This window comes from Streptomyces sp. TAA040 (assembly GCF_000424845.1).
Genome location: NZ_KE384254.1, coordinates 355,351 through 375,180, shown reverse-complemented (window position 1 = coordinate 375,180; position 19,830 = coordinate 355,351). Strand labels below are relative to the sequence as shown.

The 19,830-nt window shown below is 71.7% G+C and carries 13 protein-coding genes; 4 read left to right on the top strand and 9 right to left on the bottom strand.

All coding sequences use genetic code 11. The annotated features are described in order from the left end of the window. Positions 1-7: 7 nt before the first annotated feature. The 8 genes from H300_RS0123510 to eccD form a co-directional block, all read right to left on the bottom strand. Entirely contained in the window at positions 8-352 is a 345-nt protein-coding gene (locus H300_RS0123510; protein ID WP_028429342.1) for a hypothetical protein, read from the bottom strand. Then, positions 345-845, bottom strand: a complete 501-nt coding sequence (locus H300_RS28900; RefSeq protein WP_486584021.1) for a YbaB/EbfC family nucleoid-associated protein — start codon at positions 843-845, stop codon at positions 345-347. The genes H300_RS0123510 and H300_RS28900 overlap by 8 nt, the downstream gene beginning before the upstream one ends. A gap of 79 nt (positions 846-924) precedes the next feature. After that, entirely contained in the window at positions 925-4,185 is a 3,261-nt protein-coding gene (locus H300_RS29600) for an AAWKG family protein (protein WP_028429341.1), read from the bottom strand. An 86-nt stretch (positions 4,186-4,271) separates the two neighbouring features. Continuing rightward, entirely contained in the window at positions 4,272-4,715 is a 444-nt protein-coding gene (locus H300_RS0123495; protein WP_158678436.1) for a type VII secretion system-associated protein, read from the bottom strand. A gap of 186 nt (positions 4,716-4,901) precedes the next feature. Next, the gene (locus tag H300_RS0123490) at positions 4,902-5,222 is read right to left on the bottom strand and encodes a WXG100 family type VII secretion target (RefSeq protein WP_028429339.1); all 321 of its coding nucleotides are present in this window, start codon (positions 5,220-5,222) and stop codon (positions 4,902-4,904) included. A 192-nt stretch (positions 5,223-5,414) separates the two neighbouring features. Continuing rightward, complete coding sequence (locus H300_RS0123485) at positions 5,415-5,765, bottom strand: hypothetical protein (RefSeq protein WP_028429338.1); 351 nt, start codon at positions 5,763-5,765, stop codon at positions 5,415-5,417. Between the two features lie 393 nt (positions 5,766-6,158). Further along, on the bottom strand, positions 6,159-7,679 hold the full coding sequence (eccB, locus tag H300_RS0123480) for a type VII secretion protein EccB (RefSeq protein ID WP_028429337.1): 1,521 nt from the start codon (positions 7,677-7,679) through the stop codon (positions 6,159-6,161). Positions 7,680-7,695: 16 nt separating this feature from the next. Next, the gene (eccD, locus tag H300_RS0123475) at positions 7,696-9,093 is read right to left on the bottom strand and encodes a type VII secretion integral membrane protein EccD (RefSeq protein ID WP_028429336.1); all 1,398 of its coding nucleotides are present in this window, start codon (positions 9,091-9,093) and stop codon (positions 7,696-7,698) included. Positions 9,094-9,506: 413 nt separating this feature from the next. On the opposite strand from eccD, the gene H300_RS0123470 reads away from it, so the two are divergent. Continuing rightward, a complete protein-coding gene (locus H300_RS0123470; RefSeq protein WP_028429335.1) occupies positions 9,507-13,484 on the top strand; it encodes a type VII secretion protein EccC in 3,978 nt (1,325 codons plus the stop codon). 116 nt (positions 13,485-13,600) lie between these two features. Here the strand turns inward: H300_RS0123470 and H300_RS28890 are convergent, their stop codons facing one another. After that, complete coding sequence (locus H300_RS28890) at positions 13,601-14,860, bottom strand: S8 family serine peptidase (protein WP_486584020.1); 1,260 nt, start codon at positions 14,858-14,860, stop codon at positions 13,601-13,603. A gap of 281 nt (positions 14,861-15,141) precedes the next feature. On the opposite strand from H300_RS28890, the gene H300_RS0123460 reads away from it, so the two are divergent. The 3 genes from H300_RS0123460 (at position 15,142) to H300_RS0123450 (ending at position 19,811) form a co-directional block, all read left to right on the top strand. Next, complete coding sequence (locus tag H300_RS0123460) at positions 15,142-18,471, top strand: right-handed parallel beta-helix repeat-containing protein (RefSeq protein ID WP_028429334.1); 3,330 nt, start codon at positions 15,142-15,144, stop codon at positions 18,469-18,471. Positions 18,472-18,597: 126 nt separating this feature from the next. Then, a complete protein-coding gene (locus tag H300_RS28885) occupies positions 18,598-19,245 on the top strand; it encodes a hypothetical protein (protein WP_051270309.1) in 648 nt (215 codons plus the stop codon). A gap of 65 nt (positions 19,246-19,310) precedes the next feature. Next, a complete protein-coding gene (locus H300_RS0123450; protein ID WP_486584019.1) occupies positions 19,311-19,811 on the top strand; it encodes a hypothetical protein in 501 nt (166 codons plus the stop codon). Positions 19,812-19,830 lie beyond the last annotated feature (19 nt).

Genomic DNA, 19,830 nt, shown 5'->3' with positions numbered 1-19,830 from the left:
GCCATGCTCAGCGCCGGGCGTCGCTGCCCGCGGCCTGGTCGTGGATGCTGTCCAGCGCGAAGTCCTGCGGGCTGCGCACCGCCGTCGCCTCGGCGGCGACGGCTTCGACCAGCGCGTTGAAACCCTGCGTGATGGCGCGGACGGTCTCCGTCACCTGCTCCTGTTCCGCGCGGACCTGTGGACCGACCTGGTTGGCAAACGCGTCGTCACCGCCCTCGTCGCCCCACCACCCCGAGTACAGAGCGGTGGAGCGCTCGAAATCGGGCAGCATCCGGTCGCCGTAGCCGACCGCATCCGCGATGTGCCGGGACCCCTTCAGGATCTCCTGCACGTCAGCCGAGTACTCAGCCATGGTTGCCTCCCGTGTGTGTCGTGCCCGCGGGCCCGAGGGTGTCGCCCGGGTCCGCCTCGTCCTCGACGATCTCGTCGCGCAGCCGGCTCATCGCCGTCGGCCGGCGTTCCTGGGATGTCTCCTGTACGAGGGAGCCGAAGATGCTGTCCCAGTCGACTCCCGGGTGCTCGGCCGTGCGGCCGTTCGGCAGTGCCCTGGTGATCGGCTCGAACATCTCGACCACCCGGCGCGCCATGCCGCCGCGTGCCGCGTTCGCGGCCTCCAGGACAGCGGCCGAGAGCTGCGAGGCAGCCATCGTGCGGTACTTGCCGTCCAGGAACTCCAGGGCCGTCAGTTCCCCCCTGGCGCCGACGGTGACCCGCACCGAGCGGTCGGTCGACCGGGCCGTCTCCGTGGACTGCTCCAGCTCCCCCTGGGCTCTGGCCACCGCTTCCTCGGTGGACTTCAGATGGGCCATCGCCTCCGCGACGCGGTCCTCCATCGGCTGGTTCAACGCCGTCTCCTCACGTCCGCCGCTTCGCGCGGCCGTTCCGTCGGGTGCTCACGTACCCGCACTGCCGGCTCCGTCCGACTCACCGCCCGAGCGCCTGCGGTGCTCCCCCCTCGTCGGTTCCCCAGACGTCCTCGTCCTCGGCCAGCCAGGTGCTGCGCTCGCGGTCGCCGCTCTCGGTCTGCTGCTGGCCGCCGCCCGGCGCGCCCCCGCCGCCCATGGGCGGCATGAAGGGCGTACCGCTGGAGGTCTGGGTACCGCCCCGGGTCGTCACCTGGTGTTCTTCCCCGTCGACCTGCGCCGAGGGTACGGGCCGGGTGCTCTGCCGGGTGACTCCGGGTTCGAGCACGCTCCGGGTGCGCTCCGAATTCGATCCGGCGTCCCCGCCACCGCCGCCCATGCCGCGCATCTGCGGCGGGTACATCGGCGGTGCGCCGCCCGTACCCTGGGAGTCCCCCGCGTCCGCAGCGGCGCCGGCGCCGTCGGAGCCCCGCCCGAGCGCGTACGACAGGTCCTCCTCGTTGTAGAGGTTGTCGTTGAAGGCGGAGGAGTACTCCGGGTACCCGTTGGCACCGGGGTCGCCCTGCGAGAGGTCGGGGGGAGCGGGCAGGTCGGCGATCCGCTGCTGGATCAGCTCGTCGATGTTGCGGTTGCCGGACTCGTTGGCCCGGTCCACGTCGGCCTGGATCTCCCCCATCCGGCGGTCGTACTCCGCCCGGGCGTCCCGGCGGGCTTGGTCGGCGTCCGCCCGGGCCTCCTCGCGGGCTTCCCGGACGGATTCCTGCTGGGCGTCGTACTCGGTCCGGGCCGCCTCCTCGGCGGCGTCGGCCTGCTCGACGGCCTCGCGTTCGGCGGCGTCGATCTCTCCAAGCCGGCGGTCGTACTCCGCGCGGGCGGTGTCCGGGTCCTCTCCGTCGGCGATCTGGCGGTCGAACTCGCTCCAAGCCTCCTGCCGGTCCGCCTCGGCCTGCTGCCGGGACTCCTCGCGCTGCTCCTGCGCCTCCTGCTTGGCCTGGTCGAACTCCTGCTTGGCCTCGGCCTCCTCGCGGTCGGCCTGCTGTTCGGCCTCCTCGCGCTCCGCCCTGGCCTCGGCCTTGTCCTGATCGAAATCCTGCTGAGCCTGCTCCTTGGCCTGCTCGGCCTCGAACCTGGCCTGCGTCCGCTCCTGAACGGCCTCCTGCCGGGCCTGCTCCCCGGCGTCCTCGGCCTCCTGCCGGGCCTCTTCCTGAAGGTTCTGGGCCTCTTCGCGATCGGCCTCGTTCCGGGCCAGTGCCTCCTCGCGGTCCTTTTCCGCCTCGGCCTGAGCCTGCTGCTGTTCGGCCCGGACCTGTGCCTGCTCCTCCTCGGCCTCGGCCTTGGCCTGTTCCTGCTCCTCCTTGGCGGCAGCCTTCTCCGCATCCGCCTCCGCCTTGGCCGCCTCCTTCTCCGCATCCGCCTCGGCCTTGGCCTGTTCCTGCTCCTCCTTGGCGGCAGCCTTCTCCGCATCCGCCTCCGCCTTGGCCTCGTCGCTATCCCGCTTGGCCTCGGCCCGCTGCTGGTCCGCGATCCTCAGTGCCGCGGCCTGCTGGGCAGCGGCCTCCTGCTTCGCCTCTTCCTTCTCCTCGTCGGCGGCGGCCTTCTCCTCCTCGCGGATCTGCTCCTGCTCGGCGCGGACCGCGTCCTGCTCCGCTTTCTGCTCCTCGCGGATCGCCTCCTGCTCGGCTTTCTCCTCTGCGTACCTCTCCTCGGCCGCGGCCTTCTCCGCGTCCGCCTCGGCCTCCGCCTCGGCCTTCTCACGGTCGTACTTCTCCTCCGCCGCGGCCTTCTCCGCGTCCGCCTCGGCCTTGTCCCGCTCGTACTTCTCCTCCGCCGCGGCCTTCTCCGCGTCCGCCTCCGCCTTGTCCCGCTCGTACCTCTCCTCGGCCGCGGCCTTCTCCGCGTCCGCCTCGGCCTCCGCCTCGGCCTTCTCGCGCTCGTACTTCTCCTCCGCCGCGGCCTTCTCCGCGTCCGCCTCCGCCTTCTCGCGCTCGTACCTCTCCTCGGCCGCGGCCTTCTCCGCGTCCGCCTCGGCCTTGTCCTTCTTCGCCTCTTCCTCCAGGGCGATTTCGGAGAGGGACTTCTTGTCCTTGTCCGTCAGGTTCTCGTCGAAGGTCTTCTCCGCCTCGCTCATCGCCTTCTGGATCCGGACGATGGCCTCGGCACCGGCTTCGGAGAGCCAGTCCTGCACCGACTTGTCCCAGCGGCGAACAGCTTCGTCGCCGATGGCCTTCCACGTCGTCATCTGGGTCGGAGGACCGTAGTCCTTGCCCTCGATCTCGATCGTCTGACGGAATCCCTCAGTCGCCACGACCCACATGCGGGAGTAGTAGGCGCTGTACGAGAACTTGATGTCGGTCTTGTCGTACTGGTTGTCGAAGAGGGTGAGCCGGGCCTCCTGCAGCATGTCGTACAGCCAGCGCAGCGGGTTGCTCTCCGCCTTCCACGCCTGCCAGGCGTTGTAGAGATTGACCGCCTCCTCGTGGATGATGTACTGCGTGTCGCCGAGTTCCCGTGCGGGCTTGGTGTAGAGGACGGTCCCGTCGATCGTCACCTGGGGGAACGATCCTTCGCCGCCCTCGACCTGCTCGGCGTACCACTCGTAGTTCCGGGCGAGTTTGTGCACGAGCGCCTTGAAGATGTTGGCGCCGGTGCCGTCCCAGGACTCGCTTCCCTCACCGAGGTTCTCGTTGTCCCAGGTCCCGATGGTCTCGGCACTGTCCTTGAAGAACGCCACAGCCCGGTCGAACGCCCGCGCCACCTCGGTGAAAGACAGCAGGTCCACGTAGTTGGAGTCGGACACGTCGATGCCGCGCTCGGAGAAGCCGTGGGTGCTGTGCGGATAGTCGACGATCTTCGACAGCGCGGCCAGCGAGCCGTGGACGTACTGGGTGAGGGGCTCGGTGCTCCACTCGACCTTCTCGCCGTCCTTGTTCCAGCCGCCTCCGTCCTTGAGCACCGAGCTGGTCTTGGTGACGCCCATGAGGACGTCGTCACCGCTCGGCGGCCCGTCCTTGCCTCCGGCGGTTCCCAGCATGGTGATGAACGCCTTGTAGTGGGACAGCGATGTCCCGGCGCTCTCGGACTCGGAGTCGCCGCCCGAGGCGTAGAACGGCATGACGTAGTCGGTGTTGTCCTTGCGCCATCCCCCGGCGGAGACGAAGCCCGACTGGTAGGTCGAGCTGTCCTTCTCCAGGCGCACGTGCATGAGAGGGATGTCCTCGTTGCCCTTGAGATCATCGAACAATCTGCTCCGGTCCGGCAGTTCGTAGCCGGTGAGCATGTCAACTGCACGTTTCCAGTTGTCGTCGTTGTTGTCACTGGCCATCACGGGGCTCCGAGAAAGGGAAGGTCAGGAATGTAACGACGGGCCGTGCAGGAACAGCTCGCCATGTCTCTCACGTGTGGAGAGGGTCAGTCGTCCTCGCCGCCGGCCAGGTCGCTCTCCACGTCTTCGAAGATGTCCGTGAACTCCTCGGGGGTGATGCTCTCCAGGTTGGCGTCCTGGTTCTTCTTCAACTCCTCGATGGTCGCCCAGAGCGCGTCCTCGATGTCCTCGAAGAGGACCTCCTGTTCCTCCAGGACCCGGTCGATCTCGGACGCGGCGGACTGAATCCTCTGGTTGAGTGCCCCCGCTCCCACCAGGTCGGACGCACCGGAAGCCATCAGTCCCAGCACCAGGGGCTTGGTCGAGACGAGCTCGTCGACGGAGAGGTCGCCTTCCGCGATGTACGTCACGGCCTTGCCAGCCACCGGGTCGTCCTTGCGGATCTTGGCCAGCCCGTCCCTGAACTCCTCGATGTGGTCACGTATGAAATTCTTGAGGAACTCCTGGTCGAGTACCGTTCTTTCGGCCACCACGGCCCCCTTCCCGTCGCCGGACGTCTTCCGCCGCCGGACACCCCGGCGACGCATCGGTGCCGCCGGCCCCGCCCGGCACGGCTGAGGACGGCGGCACCCGATCGCTGCACTGCGGTCTCGCGCCCCGGCCACGGGTCGGTGGTGCAGTGGCGACAAGGGCGCGCGTCGCGCGAGGAGCCGGGGTCAGCGGCTCCCGATCCGGATGTCGCCCCACCGGTCGGAGAGGCTCTTCTCCGTGAAACGATAGTTGCTGGAGATGTCGGTCAGCAGGTTCGAGTGGTTGGCGAGGAGGCTCTTGATGTTCTCCACGGCCTGGTTCCAGTTCGCCTGGACCTCGCTGTAGACGTCCTTGTCGTCACCGATCCAGGTGTTCCTGAGTTCGGTGAGCTCCATCTCCAGGTTCGTGATGATGCTCATGATCGCCTGCGACTGGAAGACCATGTCCTCCGCCGCGTTCTCGGCGCTGTTGTAGTCGACATAGATGAAGCCGTCGCTCAGGTCCATGGAGTTCCTCGTTTCGCCGCGGAGGTGTTGGGGGCCGGCCACCACCTGTGGGCGGGGCGGCGACCGGTGACTGCGGTGGACGGTGGCGGTGTGGAATGCGCCCGGCAGGGCTGCGGGCCGGGGGTTCGGGCAGAGGCGCGGACGCGTCCGGCACGTGCGGGCACCCGCTCGTGCCGGTGCGGCGGCCACCGCTCAGTTGCCGGAGAGGTTCGTTCCGTTGAGCGCGTCGAAGACCTGGGTGGACCGGTTGTACTCCGCGTTGATCGACTCGCTGGACGAGCCCTGGGCCTCACCATGGGCCCGCAGTGTCTCGTTGAGCTCGTCGACCATGCGGTCCAGGTTCACCAGGATGGTGTCGACGTGGCCGTCCCACTGGTCGAGGAGCTTGCCGTAGCCGCCACCGTCCGAACCCTGGTATGCGGTGCCGAGGTTGGACCGGGTGTTCTGGACGTCCTGCTGACATTTCAGTACACCGTTGAACGCCTGCTCCAGCGCCATGATGCCGTTTCGTGTTGCGCCCTCTTCGGACTGCTGCATAGCCATGAAAGAATTCCTTTCGGCACAATTCACCGTCGGTTGGGGGTGGCGTCACCGGAGTGCCCACTGGGCAGCCTGAGGCCCTGCGGCCACCGACAAGGGTGACACATAGCAGGAGTTCGCAGATCGTAAGCAAGCCGCGATCAGTTTGGCAACGACTGCCCTGACGAATGGGAGGACGAACTCAACCTTCCGGGTCGCTCACCTGAGCACCACCCGGAACAATGCCCCGCTCATGTGAGACCAGAGCGAATTCGAGTCGGACAGAAGCGACATTCCCGCCCTGCAAGTAGCCGCGCCGGACGGTGTTGTGACGTTCCGTCATGCGCCAACAGTGGCCGATTTTTTACTCGTCTTGCTCTCCGATCCGGCCCCGGCCACCGGTCCGTGCTCGCTCCGCTACCCGTCCTCGCGCGCCGCGGCGGGTTCTGCCGCGTCACCGCCTGCCCGCGCACACCGCAGGGTCACCCGGGCTTCACCGGAGGAGGCCGCCTCGGGGGTGAGGTCGGGCCCGCTCGGCAGCATCGCCAGCAACTGCGCGGGCAGCGTGCGAGGGTCCGCTCCGCCGTATCCGAGGGCCTCGACTGCCTCCTTCGAGAGCAGGCGGTGCTTCACTCCGGTGTCGGTGACCAGGAACGTCGTGTCACCCATCGGGCTGCCGCTCGCGCTCAGCGCCCGGACGAGTGCGCCCTTCCCCGGGCGCACCGAGATCGCGTCGACCTTCGTGCAGGCCGGCTCGATCTCCGGTGCCGGGACGGGTACGGGGTCGCCCAGATCCTCCTCGGGCAGGGTCGAGGCCCCGACCCTGGTGCTGCCCCCGGTGGTGTCGATACCGGCGCAGGCCGCGGAGCCCGGGGCGACGTCAACGAGCTCGGGAGGCGAGGCGGGACGGCTGTCGTCGGACCCCTCGTCGGCGTCACGGGCGCGGGGCGCGAGATGCTCGGCCAGCGCGTCGGCGCCGAGTGCGGCCACGGTGGCCGCACCTCCGCCGTAGGCCTTCTCGCGGGTCTGCGGGTCGCCCAGCACGAGGGCGGCCCCGGTGGCCGTGAGCGGCACGAGGCCCTCCTCGGTCAACAGGTGGAAACGCGGCTCGGAGCCGGGGACGTCGACCCGGAACACCTGGCCGATCCGCGTCTCCGCGCCGCCGAGCTCGGGCCCGTCGTCACCGCGTCCGGGGACCTCCGGCGGAGCGAGGTCGGGGCCCTGCGGGAACGCGTCGACGAAGGCCGCGGAGACGGGCCTGGGCGTGGCGTCCCCGTAGCCGAGCGACTCGACGGCGTTGGCCTTCGCGTCCAGGCGCAGTCGGCTGCCCTGCCACACCAGGTGGGTCTCGCCGGCCGGGTCCTGGAGCAGGAGGCCGTCGCCCCGTCCGAGCTTGCGGCCTTCCGGCACCTCCGCGGTGTCCGTTCCGATGGCCAGACGGGTGGTCACCTCGGGGTCCCCGGTGGCGGACGGGCTGAGGCCGGAGCACACCAGCCACGGGTCGGACTCCAGCTCGCCGCTGTCCGGCAGCGCTTCGGGCGCGCCGGGGATGCCCACCGGGGTGCCGTGCGGGGTGTCGCCGAGCGAGGAGGTGCGCACCGAGGTCGCGCCCAGCTCGCCGCCGGCCAGCAGACGTGCCGAGGCGTAGTTGCGCACCGGGCGCAGCCGTCCGTCGAGGTACAGGTAGCGGGCGCTGGTCTCCTTGTCGACCACCAGATCGCCCGAGGTCCGCCAGGAGTCGTTGCCACCCGGCAGGATAAGGCCGAACACGAAGGCGCCGGCGCACACCAGCAGCGCCAGGATGAGGCCGATCGCCGCTCCGCGGTTGGTCCGACCCGAGGGGCTCTCCGGATCGTCGGGTTCGGCGCGGAGCATCGCCGAGGCGAGCCGGCCCATGACGAAGAGGTGCGCCTGGACCTGGTCCTTCTTGCTGTGCATCTGCCTGTCCTCCGGCTCAGCCGTTGATGGCGCGCAGGGCGCCGTAGACGCCGACCGACCAGAGCATCAGCGGCAGCATGCTGATCGCCGCGAGCGAGTGCAGCAGCTCCGCGGCACGTCCCCAGTACGGCACCAGGCGGCGTCCGGGGACCGTCCAGGAGGCGATGGCGATGGTGGCCGTCAGCCCGAGCAGTCCCGCGACGAGTGTCAGCCGGTCGCCACCGCCCAGGCCGTGGGCGAGGGCGAAGAGCAGCAGCGCGGCCCCCCAGGCGCCGGCGGCGGTGAGGGCCAGCCGCTGCCAGACGTTCCCCAGCCCCCGGCTGTGCAGCAGGAGCAGGAGCGAGAGGGCGAACACGACGAACACCTCGGCCAGTTCCGCGTCCACCGTGAGTGCCACCAGACAGGGCAGGCAGATGAGGCCGATCGCGCCGTAGAAGGCCGTCATCCAGCCGTCGGCCAGGACGGAGCGGAGCGCGACGTCGTCGTTCGGGTAGGGGTCGATGCCCTCCTGCAGCTGCTGGACGTTGGTCGGGAGCGGGGGCATCCGCATGCCGGAGAGACGGAAGGACAGCGAAGGCACGAAGCCGCCGAAGAGGACGACCACCACGGCGACCACGCTGGCCGCCTGCTCGGGCGAGAGGTCCCAGATCATCAGTGCCGCACCCAGCGCTCCAGCCACCGCGACGGTCGCGGCGCCCAGGAAGAGCGCGGGGTACATACCGACGGCGGCGAGGGCGAGGACCGCGCCGCCGGCCGCCGCCGCGGACGCGGCAAGCAGCCGGGCGCCCAGCACCGCGCGGGCGTCGCCGCCGCCGAGGTCGCCGCCGGGGAGCAGCCAGCCGGCCAGGGCCAGGTACGGGGGCACCATGAGGCCGAGCACGGTCCCGGCGCCGGAGTCGCCGACGGCCCGGGTCGCCGAGCCGGCCCCGGCGACCAGCAGCAGGCCGGTGACGGCGGCGGCCAGGGCGCGCAGCCAGCCTGCCGGGCCCGGCAGGGCCAGCACCAGCAGGCCCAGGCCCAGGGTGGCGACGGCGAGACCGTGCAGCAAGCGGCGGCTGGCATCCGGGCTCCACCCGTGCGGGCGTCCACGCATGGTGGTGGATATCCCGTCCACCAGGTCGTCCAGGTGGACTTCGGGCAACGCCTCGGTGCGGGCCCGGAGGTGGAGGGCCTCGCCGTCGCGCAGGCCGAGAGAGTCCAGGGTACTCTCTGGGTCGAGCGGTGGACCGCCCAGGCGTTGGAGTACCCAGCCCTCGTGTTCGAGGCCGGTTTCCTCCAGGTTCTCCCCTCCGTAGCCGACCACTGTGGGCAGCAGGTCGGCCACGGGGACGTCGGTCGGCACGGCCAGGTCAACGATCCTGGTCGGGGTGCGTACGGTGAGGCGGCACAGGTGGGCCGTCTGAGTGTCGGTCATGGGTTCGTTTCGCGCTTCCTGGCAGACCGCGGGGTCGCGGTGGCTGGAACGTGGGATGCGGCACGTCGAAGGTTCGCCTGCGGCCGGGCGGTTCCGGGTGGAGCGCCACCGCGGCACCCGGTGGTACGGGCGGTTGAACGGACCGTACTGCACGGGTCGGTGGCAAGGGTACTTCCGTTCTTCGCCGCCGGATTCGCCGCCCCATTGCCGGCGGCAGCCGGAGCGGTGTCCCCGGTCTCCGTACCGCCGAAATACGCTCGCCCACCCCGCCGGAACCAGTCGGGCCGCGGCGCCGGCCGATCCGGCGGCACGGCGTTCCGGACTTTTCCCACGTGTTCGCGCTTTCGCGTTCCCGCATCATCGCTTTCGAGTAAGTCGGCATCAGGAAAGACCAAGGAGGCCTTTCGTTGAGCGTGACCCTCTTCCGCAGACCGGCCCGCCGCCGGGGGCCGGAATTGCCTTCGGGAGAACTGAACCTCCAGGAACCGCCGTCCCTTCCGGAAGTGGTCCCGGACAGTTCGGCGGTGTGGACGTATCTTCCGATGGCCCTGATGTCGGTGTCGATGATGCTGATGTTCATGCGGCCCGGAATGAGCGGTACCAGCGGCAGCTTCATGTACATCGCCATGGGCCTGATGCTGGTCGCGTCGGTCGCGATGATCCTGGGCCAGTTCATGCGGCGCAGCGCCGAGCGCAAGCAGCGGGTCAAGGGTGAACGCCGCGACTACCTGCGGTACCTGAGCCAGACGCGGCGCAAGGTGCGGGCCTCGATCAGCGCCCAGCAGCGGGCGCTGGCCTGGCGCCACCCCGCTCCGGACGCGCTGTCGTCCTTCGCGCGCAGCACCCGCCTGTGGGAGCGCCGCGCCACTGACGAGGACTTCATGGAAGTGCGGATCGGGGTGGGCGAGCAGCGGATGGCCATGAAGCTCAACCCGCTGTCCACCAAACCGGTCGAGGACCTGGAGCCGCTGTCCGCACACGCGCTGCGCAGCTTCACGCGCGCCTACTCGACCGTGCCCGACCAGCCGATCGCGATCTATCTGCGTGCCTGGTCGAAGGTGCTCTTCCGGGGGGACGAGGAGCAGATCCGCAGTGCCGCACGCAGCCTGCTGGCCCAGCTGGCCGTCTTCCACGCACCCGACGACCTGTGGGTGGCGCTCTGCGTGGCGGACGAGCGGCGGTCCGAGTGGGAGTGGGTGAAATGGCTGCCGCATGGGCTGCACCGGCACGACCAGGACGGCGCGGGGCCGACGCGGATGGTCACCTCGGCCTTCAACGAGCTGGAGAACCTGCTCGGGGCCGAGTTCCAGGAGCGTCCACCCGCGGACCCGGACGCCGTCCCGGGCCGGGAGGAGCCGTTCACCGTCATCGTCATGGACGGGTGCAGCATGCCGGCCGGCCACCGGTTCGACGGGCTGGGCTTCCGCAACGCCGTGGTGCTGGACCTCACCGGGGCCCTGACCTGGAAGCCCGGGCGCACCACGCTGCGCCTGGAGGTGGCGGACGAGTCGGTGGCGCTGGTGCGCACCGACCGGGACCGCAAGGAGGAGACGACACCGCTGGGCCGCCCCGACCGGATGGGCCCGGTGGGGGCCGAGGCACTGGCCCGGCTGCTCGCGCCGTTCCGGCTGAGCCTGGGCAGCGACGTGGCGCAGCCGTTCTCCAGCGACACGGAGCTGACCGCGCTGCTGGGCATCAACGACCTGCACCGGCACGAACCGTCCGCGCTGTGGGAGCGGCACACCGGCAGTTCCCGGCTGCGGGTGCCGATCGCGGTCGGCGGTGACGGGACGCCGATCGAGCTGGACATCAAGGAGTCGGCGCAGGGCGGCACCGGTCCGCACGGGATGCTCATCGGGGCGACCGGTTCGGGCAAGAGCGAGCTGCTGCGCACCCTGGTGCTGGGGCTCGCGCTCACCAACTCCTCGGAGACGCTGAACTTCATCCTGGTCGACTTCAAGGGCGGCGCCACCTTCCTGGGACTCGACGAACTGCCGCACACCTCAGCGGTGATCACCAACCTGGCCGACGAGGTGGCCCTGGTCTCCCGCATGCAGGACGCGCTGCACGGCGAGCTGATGCGGCGCCAGGAGCTGCTGCGGGCGGCGGGCAACTACACCTCGGCGCTGGAGTACGAGAAGGCGCGGCAGTCCGGGGTGCCGCTGCAGCCGCTGCCGAGCCTGTTCGTGGTGGTCGACGAGTTCAGCGAGCTGCTGGCCGCGCACCGCGACTTCATGGAGCTGTTCGTGATGATCGGCCGGCTCGGGCGCAGCCTGGGCGTGCATCTGCTGCTGGCGTCCCAGCGGTTGGACGAGGGCCGGATGCACCACCTGGAGAGCCACCTGTCGTACCGCATCGGCCTGCGGACCTTCTCGGCGATGGAGAGCCGCGGCGTGCTGGGCGTCCCGGACGCGTACGAGCTGCCCGCGCAGCCGGGCAGCGGCTTCCTCAAGAGCGGGGTGAACGCGCTGACCCGGTTCCGGGCGGCGTACGTGTCGGGGCCCTACGCGCGGCGGCGGGGGCCCGTGGTGCAGGCCCAGGTGGCGCGGCAGGTGGTGCCCTGGACCTCGGACTGGGTGGTGCCGAGGACGCCGACGGAGCCTGACGGTCCGGCCGCGGAGGAGGAGCCGGAGCCCGCGGTGGAGACCTCCGAGACGCTGCTGTCGGTGGCGCTGGACCGGTTGCGCGACTCGGGGCCGCCCGCCCACCAGGTCTGGTTGCCGCCGCTGGAGACGCCGTCCACGCTCGACCAGATCCTGCCGCCGCTCACGCCCGACCCGGCGTACGGCCTCACCACCACGGGGTGGCACCTGCGGGGACGTCTGACGGTGCCGGTGGGCATCGTCGACCGGCCGTTCGAGCAGATCCGCGACCTGCTGACGGTGGACCTGTCGGCGTCCGGCGGCCATGTGGCGATCGCGGGCGGTCCGCAGAGCGGCAAGAGCACCCTGCTGCGGACCCTGATCACCGCCCTGGCGCTCACCCACACTCCCCGCGAGGTGCAGTTCTACTGCCTGGACTTCGGGGGCGGCACGCTGGCCTCACTGCGGGGTCTGCCGCACGTCAGCGGTGTCGCGGCGCGGGTGGACTCCGAACGGGTCGGCCGGACGATCTCCGAGGTGACCTCGCTGCTGAGCAGGCGGGAGCGGTTCTTCCTGGAGCAGGGGATCGACTCGATGCCGACCTACCGCAAGCTGCGCGCGGCGGGCGAGTTCCCGGACGAGCCGCACGGCGACGTCTTCCTGGTCATCGACGGCTGGTCGACCGTCCGGCAGGACTTCGACCGACACATCGCCACCTTCAACGCGCTCGCCGCCCGCGGCCTGAACTACGGTGTGCACCTGCTGGTGGCCACGGCCCGCTGGGTGGAGCTGTCGGCCGCCGTGCGCGACCAGGCCGGCACCCGGCTGGAGTTGCGGATGGGTGATCCGATGGACTCCCAGATCGACACCCGCCGGGCGGTCACCGTCCCGCGCAGCCCGGGCCGGGGCATGACGGCGGAGAAGCTGCACTACCTCGCGGCGCTGCCGCGGATCGACGGTGCGGAGGACGCGGACGACCTGGCCGACGGCACCGCAGGCCTGATCGCGGCGGTCAACGAGAACTGGGCCGGGCCGCCGGCGCCGCGGGTGCGGATGCTGCCGACCGAGCTGCCGTTCGGCGAACTCCCGGCTCCCGACCGGGAGGGGCCGCTGCGCATCCCGCTCGGTCTGGAGGAGAACGAACTGTCACCGGTGTGGCACGATTTCTCCGAGTCGCCACACCTGGTCGTGGTGGGCGACAACGAGTGCGGCAAGACCAACCTCCTCCGGGTGATCGCGAAGGGGATCACCGACCGCTACACGCCCGCGGAGGCCCGGATCATGACCGTGGACTACCGGCGGGAGCTGGTGGAGGCGGTGCCGGAGGAGTACCGGCTGGGCCACGCCTTCTCGATGGACGTGCTGAAGGACCTCGTGGACGGGGCGGCGAAGGCCGTCCGGCAGCGGGTGCCCGGCGAAAACGTCGCGCCGTCCCGGATGAAGTCGTGCGACTGGTGGACGGGGCCGCGCCTGTTCATCCTGGTCGACGACTACGACATGGTCGGCGGCAACGTGGCGACGCAGCCGTTCATGCCGCTACTGGACCACCTGGCGCTGGGCCACGAGGTGGGCCTGCACCTGGTGGTGGCGCGCGCCTCCGCGGGGGCCGGGCGCGGACTGAACGAGACGCTGATGCGGCGTCTCCAGGAGGTCAACACCCCCGGCCTGCTGATGTCCTGCCCGCCAAGTGAGGGCTACCTGTTCGGGAGTGTCAAGGGCCGGGAGCTCATCCCGGGCCGGGCGGTGCGGATCGCCCGCCGCAAGACCCTCCAGATCCAGACACCGCTGCTGCCGGGCGAGGACGGGTGACGGGGCGGCGGGCGCGGGGGCGCTGCCATACGGCGGCGCCCCCGCCGGACCGCGCCCGGGGGCTCGGAGGGCACAGGCGCGCGGACCCGCTCACGGCGCCGCGGGACGGCGGGGACTCACCGGCCGGTGCCGGCGCCCGTCGCGCCGGACGACGGGCCGGAGGGGAGCCGGCCGGGCGGCTCCCATCCGCGGGCCCGGCCCCGCGGGATGACCGCGGCTGCGGCACCGATCAGCAGCACGACGGCCAGTCCGGCACCGGAGATGGCCATCGCCCGCACGTGCGGCGTCCGGTCGGCGGGCGGGGGCAGGTGGGCGGGGGCGGGAGCGGCCGGCTCGCCCTCCTCCTGCGCACCGGCCGCGGTGAGCGACAGCGCCGCGTAGGGGTCCAGTCGCGGGATGTCGGCCGGGTAGGCGGTGCGCAGCAGCTGACGGGACACCTCCTCGGCCGTCAGGTCGGGCCGGTGGTCGCGTACGAGTGCGGCGGCCCCGGCGACACAGGCGGCAGCCAGCGAGGCCCCGGAGCCGATGTAGTGGCCCGCGCCGCTGGGACCGGTGCCCACCATCGCACTGCCGGGTGCCGCGAGATCCGGCTCGTGGGCAGGGGGCGCCTCCTGCTGCCTGGCACCGTCCGGACCGAAGTCGACGACGGCCAGCACACCGGGCACGGCGGCCGGCCAGTACGGGCCGGTGGGCTGCTCCCCGTCCGGGCCGCGTTCCTCCTGCGGGACGACGTCGGGGGCGGCCGGGGCCACGACAAGTGCGTCCCGCTCGGTGGCGTACGCGACGGCCTCGGTCAGCTCCGCCCTTCCGGTGCGCAGCGCGTGACCGACGTAGACCACGTCCGCCTCCCGGTCCGCGGCCGCCCGGATGCCGTCCGCGACGAGGGCGGCGTCGGGCACGCCGCGGTCGTCGGTGCCCGGCAGCGCCGTGATCCCCGCCTCGGGTGCGACGCCGATGAACCCGCTGTCCTCGGTCGCGCCGGCGGCGATCAGGCCGGCGGCGAAACTGCCGTGGCCCACGCAGTCCTCATCGGCGCCGCCCTCCGCGCTGACACGTCCGTCCAACGCGGGTATCTCCGTGCCGACACCGGTGTCCACGACGGCGACGGACACCGACGCGCCCCGTGCCAGCCGGTGCGCCCGGGACAGGCCGAGCACGGAGCGCGCCCAGGACGTCCCGGCGGCGGTCTCCTCGGAGGGACCGGTGCACGGGTTGTCCTCGCCGAGGCGCAGCGGCAGCGGGGGCAGCAGGGCGGCCTCCGGCTCGTCCGACGACGGCGAGGAGGCGGCCTGCGCGACGGGACCGGCAGTGATCGGCAGGACGAGGGCAGCCGCTGCTGCCAGCAGCACGGGACCGTGCATCGCGGGACGTCGCATGGCGCGCATGATAGGCACACCGGACCGGCGTCCGCCTCAACCGGCCCCGCCCGGGGCCGGTTCGGGGCCGGCGGTGGCACCCGGTTTCACCACCCGGGGCCCTTCGGGAGAGAGTTGGACCTGCACGAGCGGCCGGGACGACGGGTGACGCCTCGCACCGCCCCCGGCATGATGGTCCCCTCAGCAGACCGGACGGCAGCTTCGGCGTCCGGTCGTCCCGGTGCTGGACACCGCCCCCGGCGTGGGGCTTCGGCGATATTCTTCGAGGAGGTTCGAGGCGCGTGTCACGGCAGTTGCTCACGGTCTGCCCGGAGCGGCCAGACAGTTTTCCGACGATCAGTGACGCACTGGCCCAGGCGCGCACCGGGGCGGTGATCAAGGTCCGGCCCGGCCGCTACCCGGAGAACCTGGTCATCAGAACCCGGGTGACGCTGCTGGCCGAGGGGGAGCGCGGAGCCGTCGAGGTGTGCCCGCGGCGGGGCAGTGCCCTCACCCTGATGGCGGACGCGGTGATGCTCAGCGGTCTCGCGCTGCGCGGCTTCGACAAGGAGACCGCGGTCGTCGACGTCCCGGCGGGCCAGGCTGCGCTGGACGGCTGCACGGTGACCGGCGCGGGCTGGACGGCACTGCTGGTGCGCGGCAAGGGGTCGCTGGCCGCACGCGAGTGCCGGATCAGCAATCCCGGCGGTGCCGGGCTGGTGGACTCCTCCGAGGCCGGGAGCACCGTCGAGGACTGCGCCTTCGAGAACTTCGGCACCTCGGCGGTGGTCATCGGGGAGCACGGCCGCCCCGTGGTGCGGGGGTGCCGGATGCGCAGCGCCCGCGGCAACGGGGTCCTCGCCAGCGGCGAGGCCATGGGCACGGTGGAGAACTGCGACATCTCCGGGACGGACAAGCCTGCCATCGCGCTGGAGGGACACAGTTCCACCCGGGTGCTGGGCGGGACCGTGCACCACACCTCGGTCGGCCTGTACGTGACGAGCGTCTCCCGGCCGGTGATCGAGGGAACGGCGTTCGAGGCGATAGCGGAGAGCGCCGTGGTGATATCCGGCGGCGCCGACCCGCTGCTGCGCAACTGCACCACCCATCGCACGAAGAACAGCGGTCTACTGGTCCTCGACCGCTCGCGCGGGACGATCGAGCACTGCGAGTTCTCGACCTCCACGGAGCCCGCGGTACGGGTGACGGAGGGCAGTTCGCCGACGCTGACGGACACCGTGGTGCGGGACTGCGCCAGCCAGTCCGGTGCGGTGCTGCTGGCGGACGACTCCACCCCGGAGTTCGACCGCATCGAGGTGCTCGACGCGGCCGGGACGGGGATCACCGTCCGGGCCCTGGCCGACCCCGTGCTGCGGCGCGCGAGGATCGTCCGCTCGGGCGGCCACGGCATCGAGATCACCGACGACGGGAGCGGCCGGCTCGAACACTGCGAGATCGTCTCCCCCGGGGGCTGCGGGCTGGTCGTGTCCGACGAGGCCCGGCCCGAGATCTACGACAGCGTCGTCGAGTCGGCCGCCGAGTCCGGTGTCGAGGTGGGCGAGCGGGGGCTCGCGACCCTGCGCGACTGCGCCCTCATCGACAGCGGTGACTCCGGGGTGAACGTCCGCGACGGCGGCGAGGCCGTGCTGGAGCGGGTGCGGATCAGCGGCGCGCAGGTGCACGGCGTGCACGTGCGTCAGGGCGGCAAGGCCTCCCTGACGGCCTGCGAGGCGACGAGCGGCGCCGGGGACGGCGTACGGGTCGACAGCACCGCCACGGTGTCGGTCAATCGGTGCGTGGTCCGGGACAACCGCGGGGCAGGTCTGAAGCAGAGCCGTCCCGGGGACCGGCTCACCGTGGAGTCGCTGACCAGCGCCGACAACGGCTCCCCCGACGTGTGGGGTGCGGACGCCGGGGACGCGTCCGGTTCCGGCGGCGAGGACGGGCCGGAGGAGCCCCAGGGGCCGCTCGCTCTGCTGGAGACGCTGATCGGGCTGGACAACGTCAAGCACCAGGTGCACACCCTGGTGAACCTCAACCAGCTCGCCGAACGCCGCAAGCGGCTGGGCATGCCGGTGCCGCCGATGAGTCGCCACCTGGTCTTCGCCGGCCCGCCCGGTACGGGCAAGACGACCGTGGCCCGGCTGTACGGCGCCATCCTGACCGAGCTGGGCGTGCTGCGCAGCGGCCACCTCGTCGAGGTGGCCCGCGCCGACCTGGTGGCCCAGGTCATCGGCGGCACCGCGATCAAGACGACCGAGGCGTTCAACAGCGCCCTGGGCGGGGTGCTGTTCGTGGACGAGGCGTACACCCTGACCCCGGACGGCGGTTCCTCCAACGACTTCGGCAAGGAGGCCGTCGACACGCTCCTCAAGCTGATGGAGGACCACCGCGACGACGTCGTGGTGGTGGCGGCGGGCTACTCGGAGCAGATGGACTCCTTCCTCTCCGCCAACCCGGGGCTGGCCTCCCGGTTCACCCGCACGATCGAGTTCAGCAACTACACGGTCGAGGAACTGGTCACCATCACCGAGAGCATGTGCGCCCAGCACCAGTACGAGTTGGGCCCGATGACGCGGGAGGCGCTGGCCGAGCACTTCGAGCAGATGACGCGGGACGCGAGCTTCGGCAACGGCCGCGCGGCCCGCGGGGTGTTCGAGGAGATGGTGGACCGGCAGGCGTTCCGGCTCTCGGCCACCGCGGAGCCGGGCGAGAACGAGCTGTCGCTGCTCCTCCCCCAGGACGTCGGGGAGACGGCGGCCGCGGCGGTGGACGGGACCGCGGCGGACGCCGAGGACGCCGACGACCCGATGACCGAACTGGAGGCCATGGTGGGCCTCGGTGCAGTGAAGCGCGAGGTCACCGACCTGGTGAGTCTGCTGACGAACGCCCGGCAGCGGGCAGCCGCCGGCCTGCCCGCTCCGCGGATCAGCAACCATCTGGTCTTCACGGGTCCGCCGGGTACCGGCAAGACGACGGTGGCCCGGCTGTACGCCAAGCTGCTGCACTCGCTGGGGGTGCTGCCCCGGCCCCGGCTGGTGGAGGTGGCCCGTGCCGACCTGGTGGGGCAGTACGTCGGACACACCGCGCAGCGCACCAAGGACGTCTTCGAGAGCGCGCTGGGCGGGGTGCTGTTCATCGACGAGGCGTACACCCTGACCCCGGACGGCGGTTCCTCCAACGACTTCGGGCGGGAGGCGGTGGACACCCTGCTCAAGCTGATGGAGGACCACCGTGACGAGGTCGTGGTCATCGTGGCCGGGTACACGGACGAGATGGGGCGCTTCCTGGCGTCGAACCCCGGCCTCGCGTCCCGGTTCTCGCGGTTCGTGGAGTTCGAGGACTACAGCACGGACGAGCTGGTCACCATCGTCGACCGGCACGCCGCGGCCGCCGGGTACGAGTGCTCCCCCGACACCTTGGAGCTGCTCCGGGCGCATGTGGACGCGCTCCCGCGGGACCGCTCGTTCGGCAACGCCCGGCTCGCCCGCCAACTGCTGGAGTCGATGATGACCCGCCAGGCCCGGCGCCTGGGGGGTCTGCAGATGCCCAGCGTGGCCGACCTCCGGTCGCTGCAGCCCGGCGACCTGCCGGTGGGGAACCAGCAGGCGGGCGAGCGGGCGGTGCGCTGACCAGGCGCGGACGGCCGCCGGCCGTCCGCGCACCAGAGATCTCGGGGACGGGTGAACCGGGCGGCTTCGGCCGCCCTTCCCCGAGGGGAGACGGACCGCCGGACCGCCGGCAGGAAGGACTCGACCTTGACCGCTCGACGCGCCACGGAGAACCGCCGCAGCGGGCTCCGGGACCGCGCGGAGACCCGCTGCCGCCGCGGTGCGCGGCACGTCACCGGTGCGGATTTCGTCCGGATCGCGCGCACGCTCGCGCCCGAGCCGTGGCATTTCACCGAGTCATCACCGGCGGCCGCCGACGAGCCGACGGACGTACTGCTGGACGGCGGCCGGCGCCGGGCCGGGCTGCGGTTGGCGAACGGCCCCAACGGGTGCGGGTTCCTGGTGCGCACCGCCGGCGGGTTCGGCCGGTGCGGACTGGGGCAACTGGCGCCGGTCGCCGGCCGGCTGTACCCCCGGGATCTCAGCCGGTCGACGCCGGTGGCGGCCGGGCCGGCGTCGGGTCCGGACACCGCCGGGCCTTCGGGGGACCCTCGGCCCGGGGCGGCGGGTGCCGACACGGAGGCAGCGGGGGCACGTGGCGAGGCCGGGGACGTCGGGCTGCAGGAGCAGTGGCGGCGGGATCGGGATCACTGGTTCGAGGTGGTCGCACGGTGGAACGCGCTGCCGCGCACGGAGGAGGACGCCGGCGGCGCGCCGGACTTTCTGCGCTACCTGCTGGAGGCACAGGCGTCCCGGGAGGTCGGCGCACCGTGGCCCGAGGGGGCGGGGGCGTGAGCGCGGGCGCGGGATGCACGGGTCAGTGCTGCCGGACGTACAGGGTCGCGCTCACCGCCTCGGACATGCGGCGGCTGGCGTCCGGAACGGCCCTGCCGCCCTCGGAGTTCGTCACCCTGCTGGAGCACCGGTCCGGCTTCCGGCCGGAAACCGGCGGCCCGACGCTGGACCTGTACCCGCAACGGCGGTCCGGCGGCCGGGGCTGCGTCTTCCCGAGGGAGATAGCGAAGGGGCACGCCCGGGGCGGTGCGTACGCCCACCGCCCCCTGGTGTGCAGCAGCTTCCCGCTCGCGCTGGGGGGCGGCACGGTGGCGGCGCGGCAGGACACGGTCTGCGGTCCCGGCTCCTGGAACCTCGCGGCGATGGACCTGGTCGGCTGCCGCGGGGACCTGCTGCGCGGCCGGGCGGTCTGGTCGGACCACTTCACCCTGCTCGAGCAGCGGACGCGGAAGGTCGACGCCGGAGGCCGCAAGAAGTCGCCGCGGCAGCTCTACGGCTACCTGATGCGGCAGGAGACGGCCTGGAGTCGGCAGCGGGACACCGCGGAGAAGATTGCCGGTCCGTGAGCGGCCGTTGGAGGAGCAC

What these genes read in the sequence shown, in the direction of transcription:
- H300_RS0123510 (WP_028429342.1), bottom strand. Translation starts at nt 352, where the DNA reads ATGGCTGAGTACTCGGCTGACGTGCAGGAGATCCTGAAGGGGTCCCGG.
- H300_RS29600 (WP_028429341.1), bottom strand. Translation starts at nt 4,185, where the DNA reads ATGGCCAGTGACAACAACGACGACAACTGGAAACGTGCAGTTGACATG.
- H300_RS0123490 (WP_028429339.1), bottom strand. Translation starts at nt 5,222, where the DNA reads ATGGACCTGAGCGACGGCTTCATCTATGTCGACTACAACAGCGCCGAG.
- H300_RS0123485 (WP_028429338.1), bottom strand. Translation starts at nt 5,765, where the DNA reads ATGGCTATGCAGCAGTCCGAAGAGGGCGCAACACGAAACGGCATCATG.
- eccB (WP_028429337.1), bottom strand. Translation starts at nt 7,679, where the DNA reads ATGCACAGCAAGAAGGACCAGGTCCAGGCGCACCTCTTCGTCATGGGC.
- eccD (WP_028429336.1), bottom strand. Translation starts at nt 9,093, where the DNA reads ATGACCGACACTCAGACGGCCCACCTGTGCCGCCTCACCGTACGCACC.
- H300_RS28890 (WP_486584020.1), bottom strand. Translation starts at nt 14,860, where the DNA reads ATGCGACGTCCCGCGATGCACGGTCCCGTGCTGCTGGCAGCAGCGGCT.
- H300_RS0123450 (WP_486584019.1), top strand. Translation starts at nt 19,311, where the DNA reads ATGCGGCGGCTGGCGTCCGGAACGGCCCTGCCGCCCTCGGAGTTCGTC.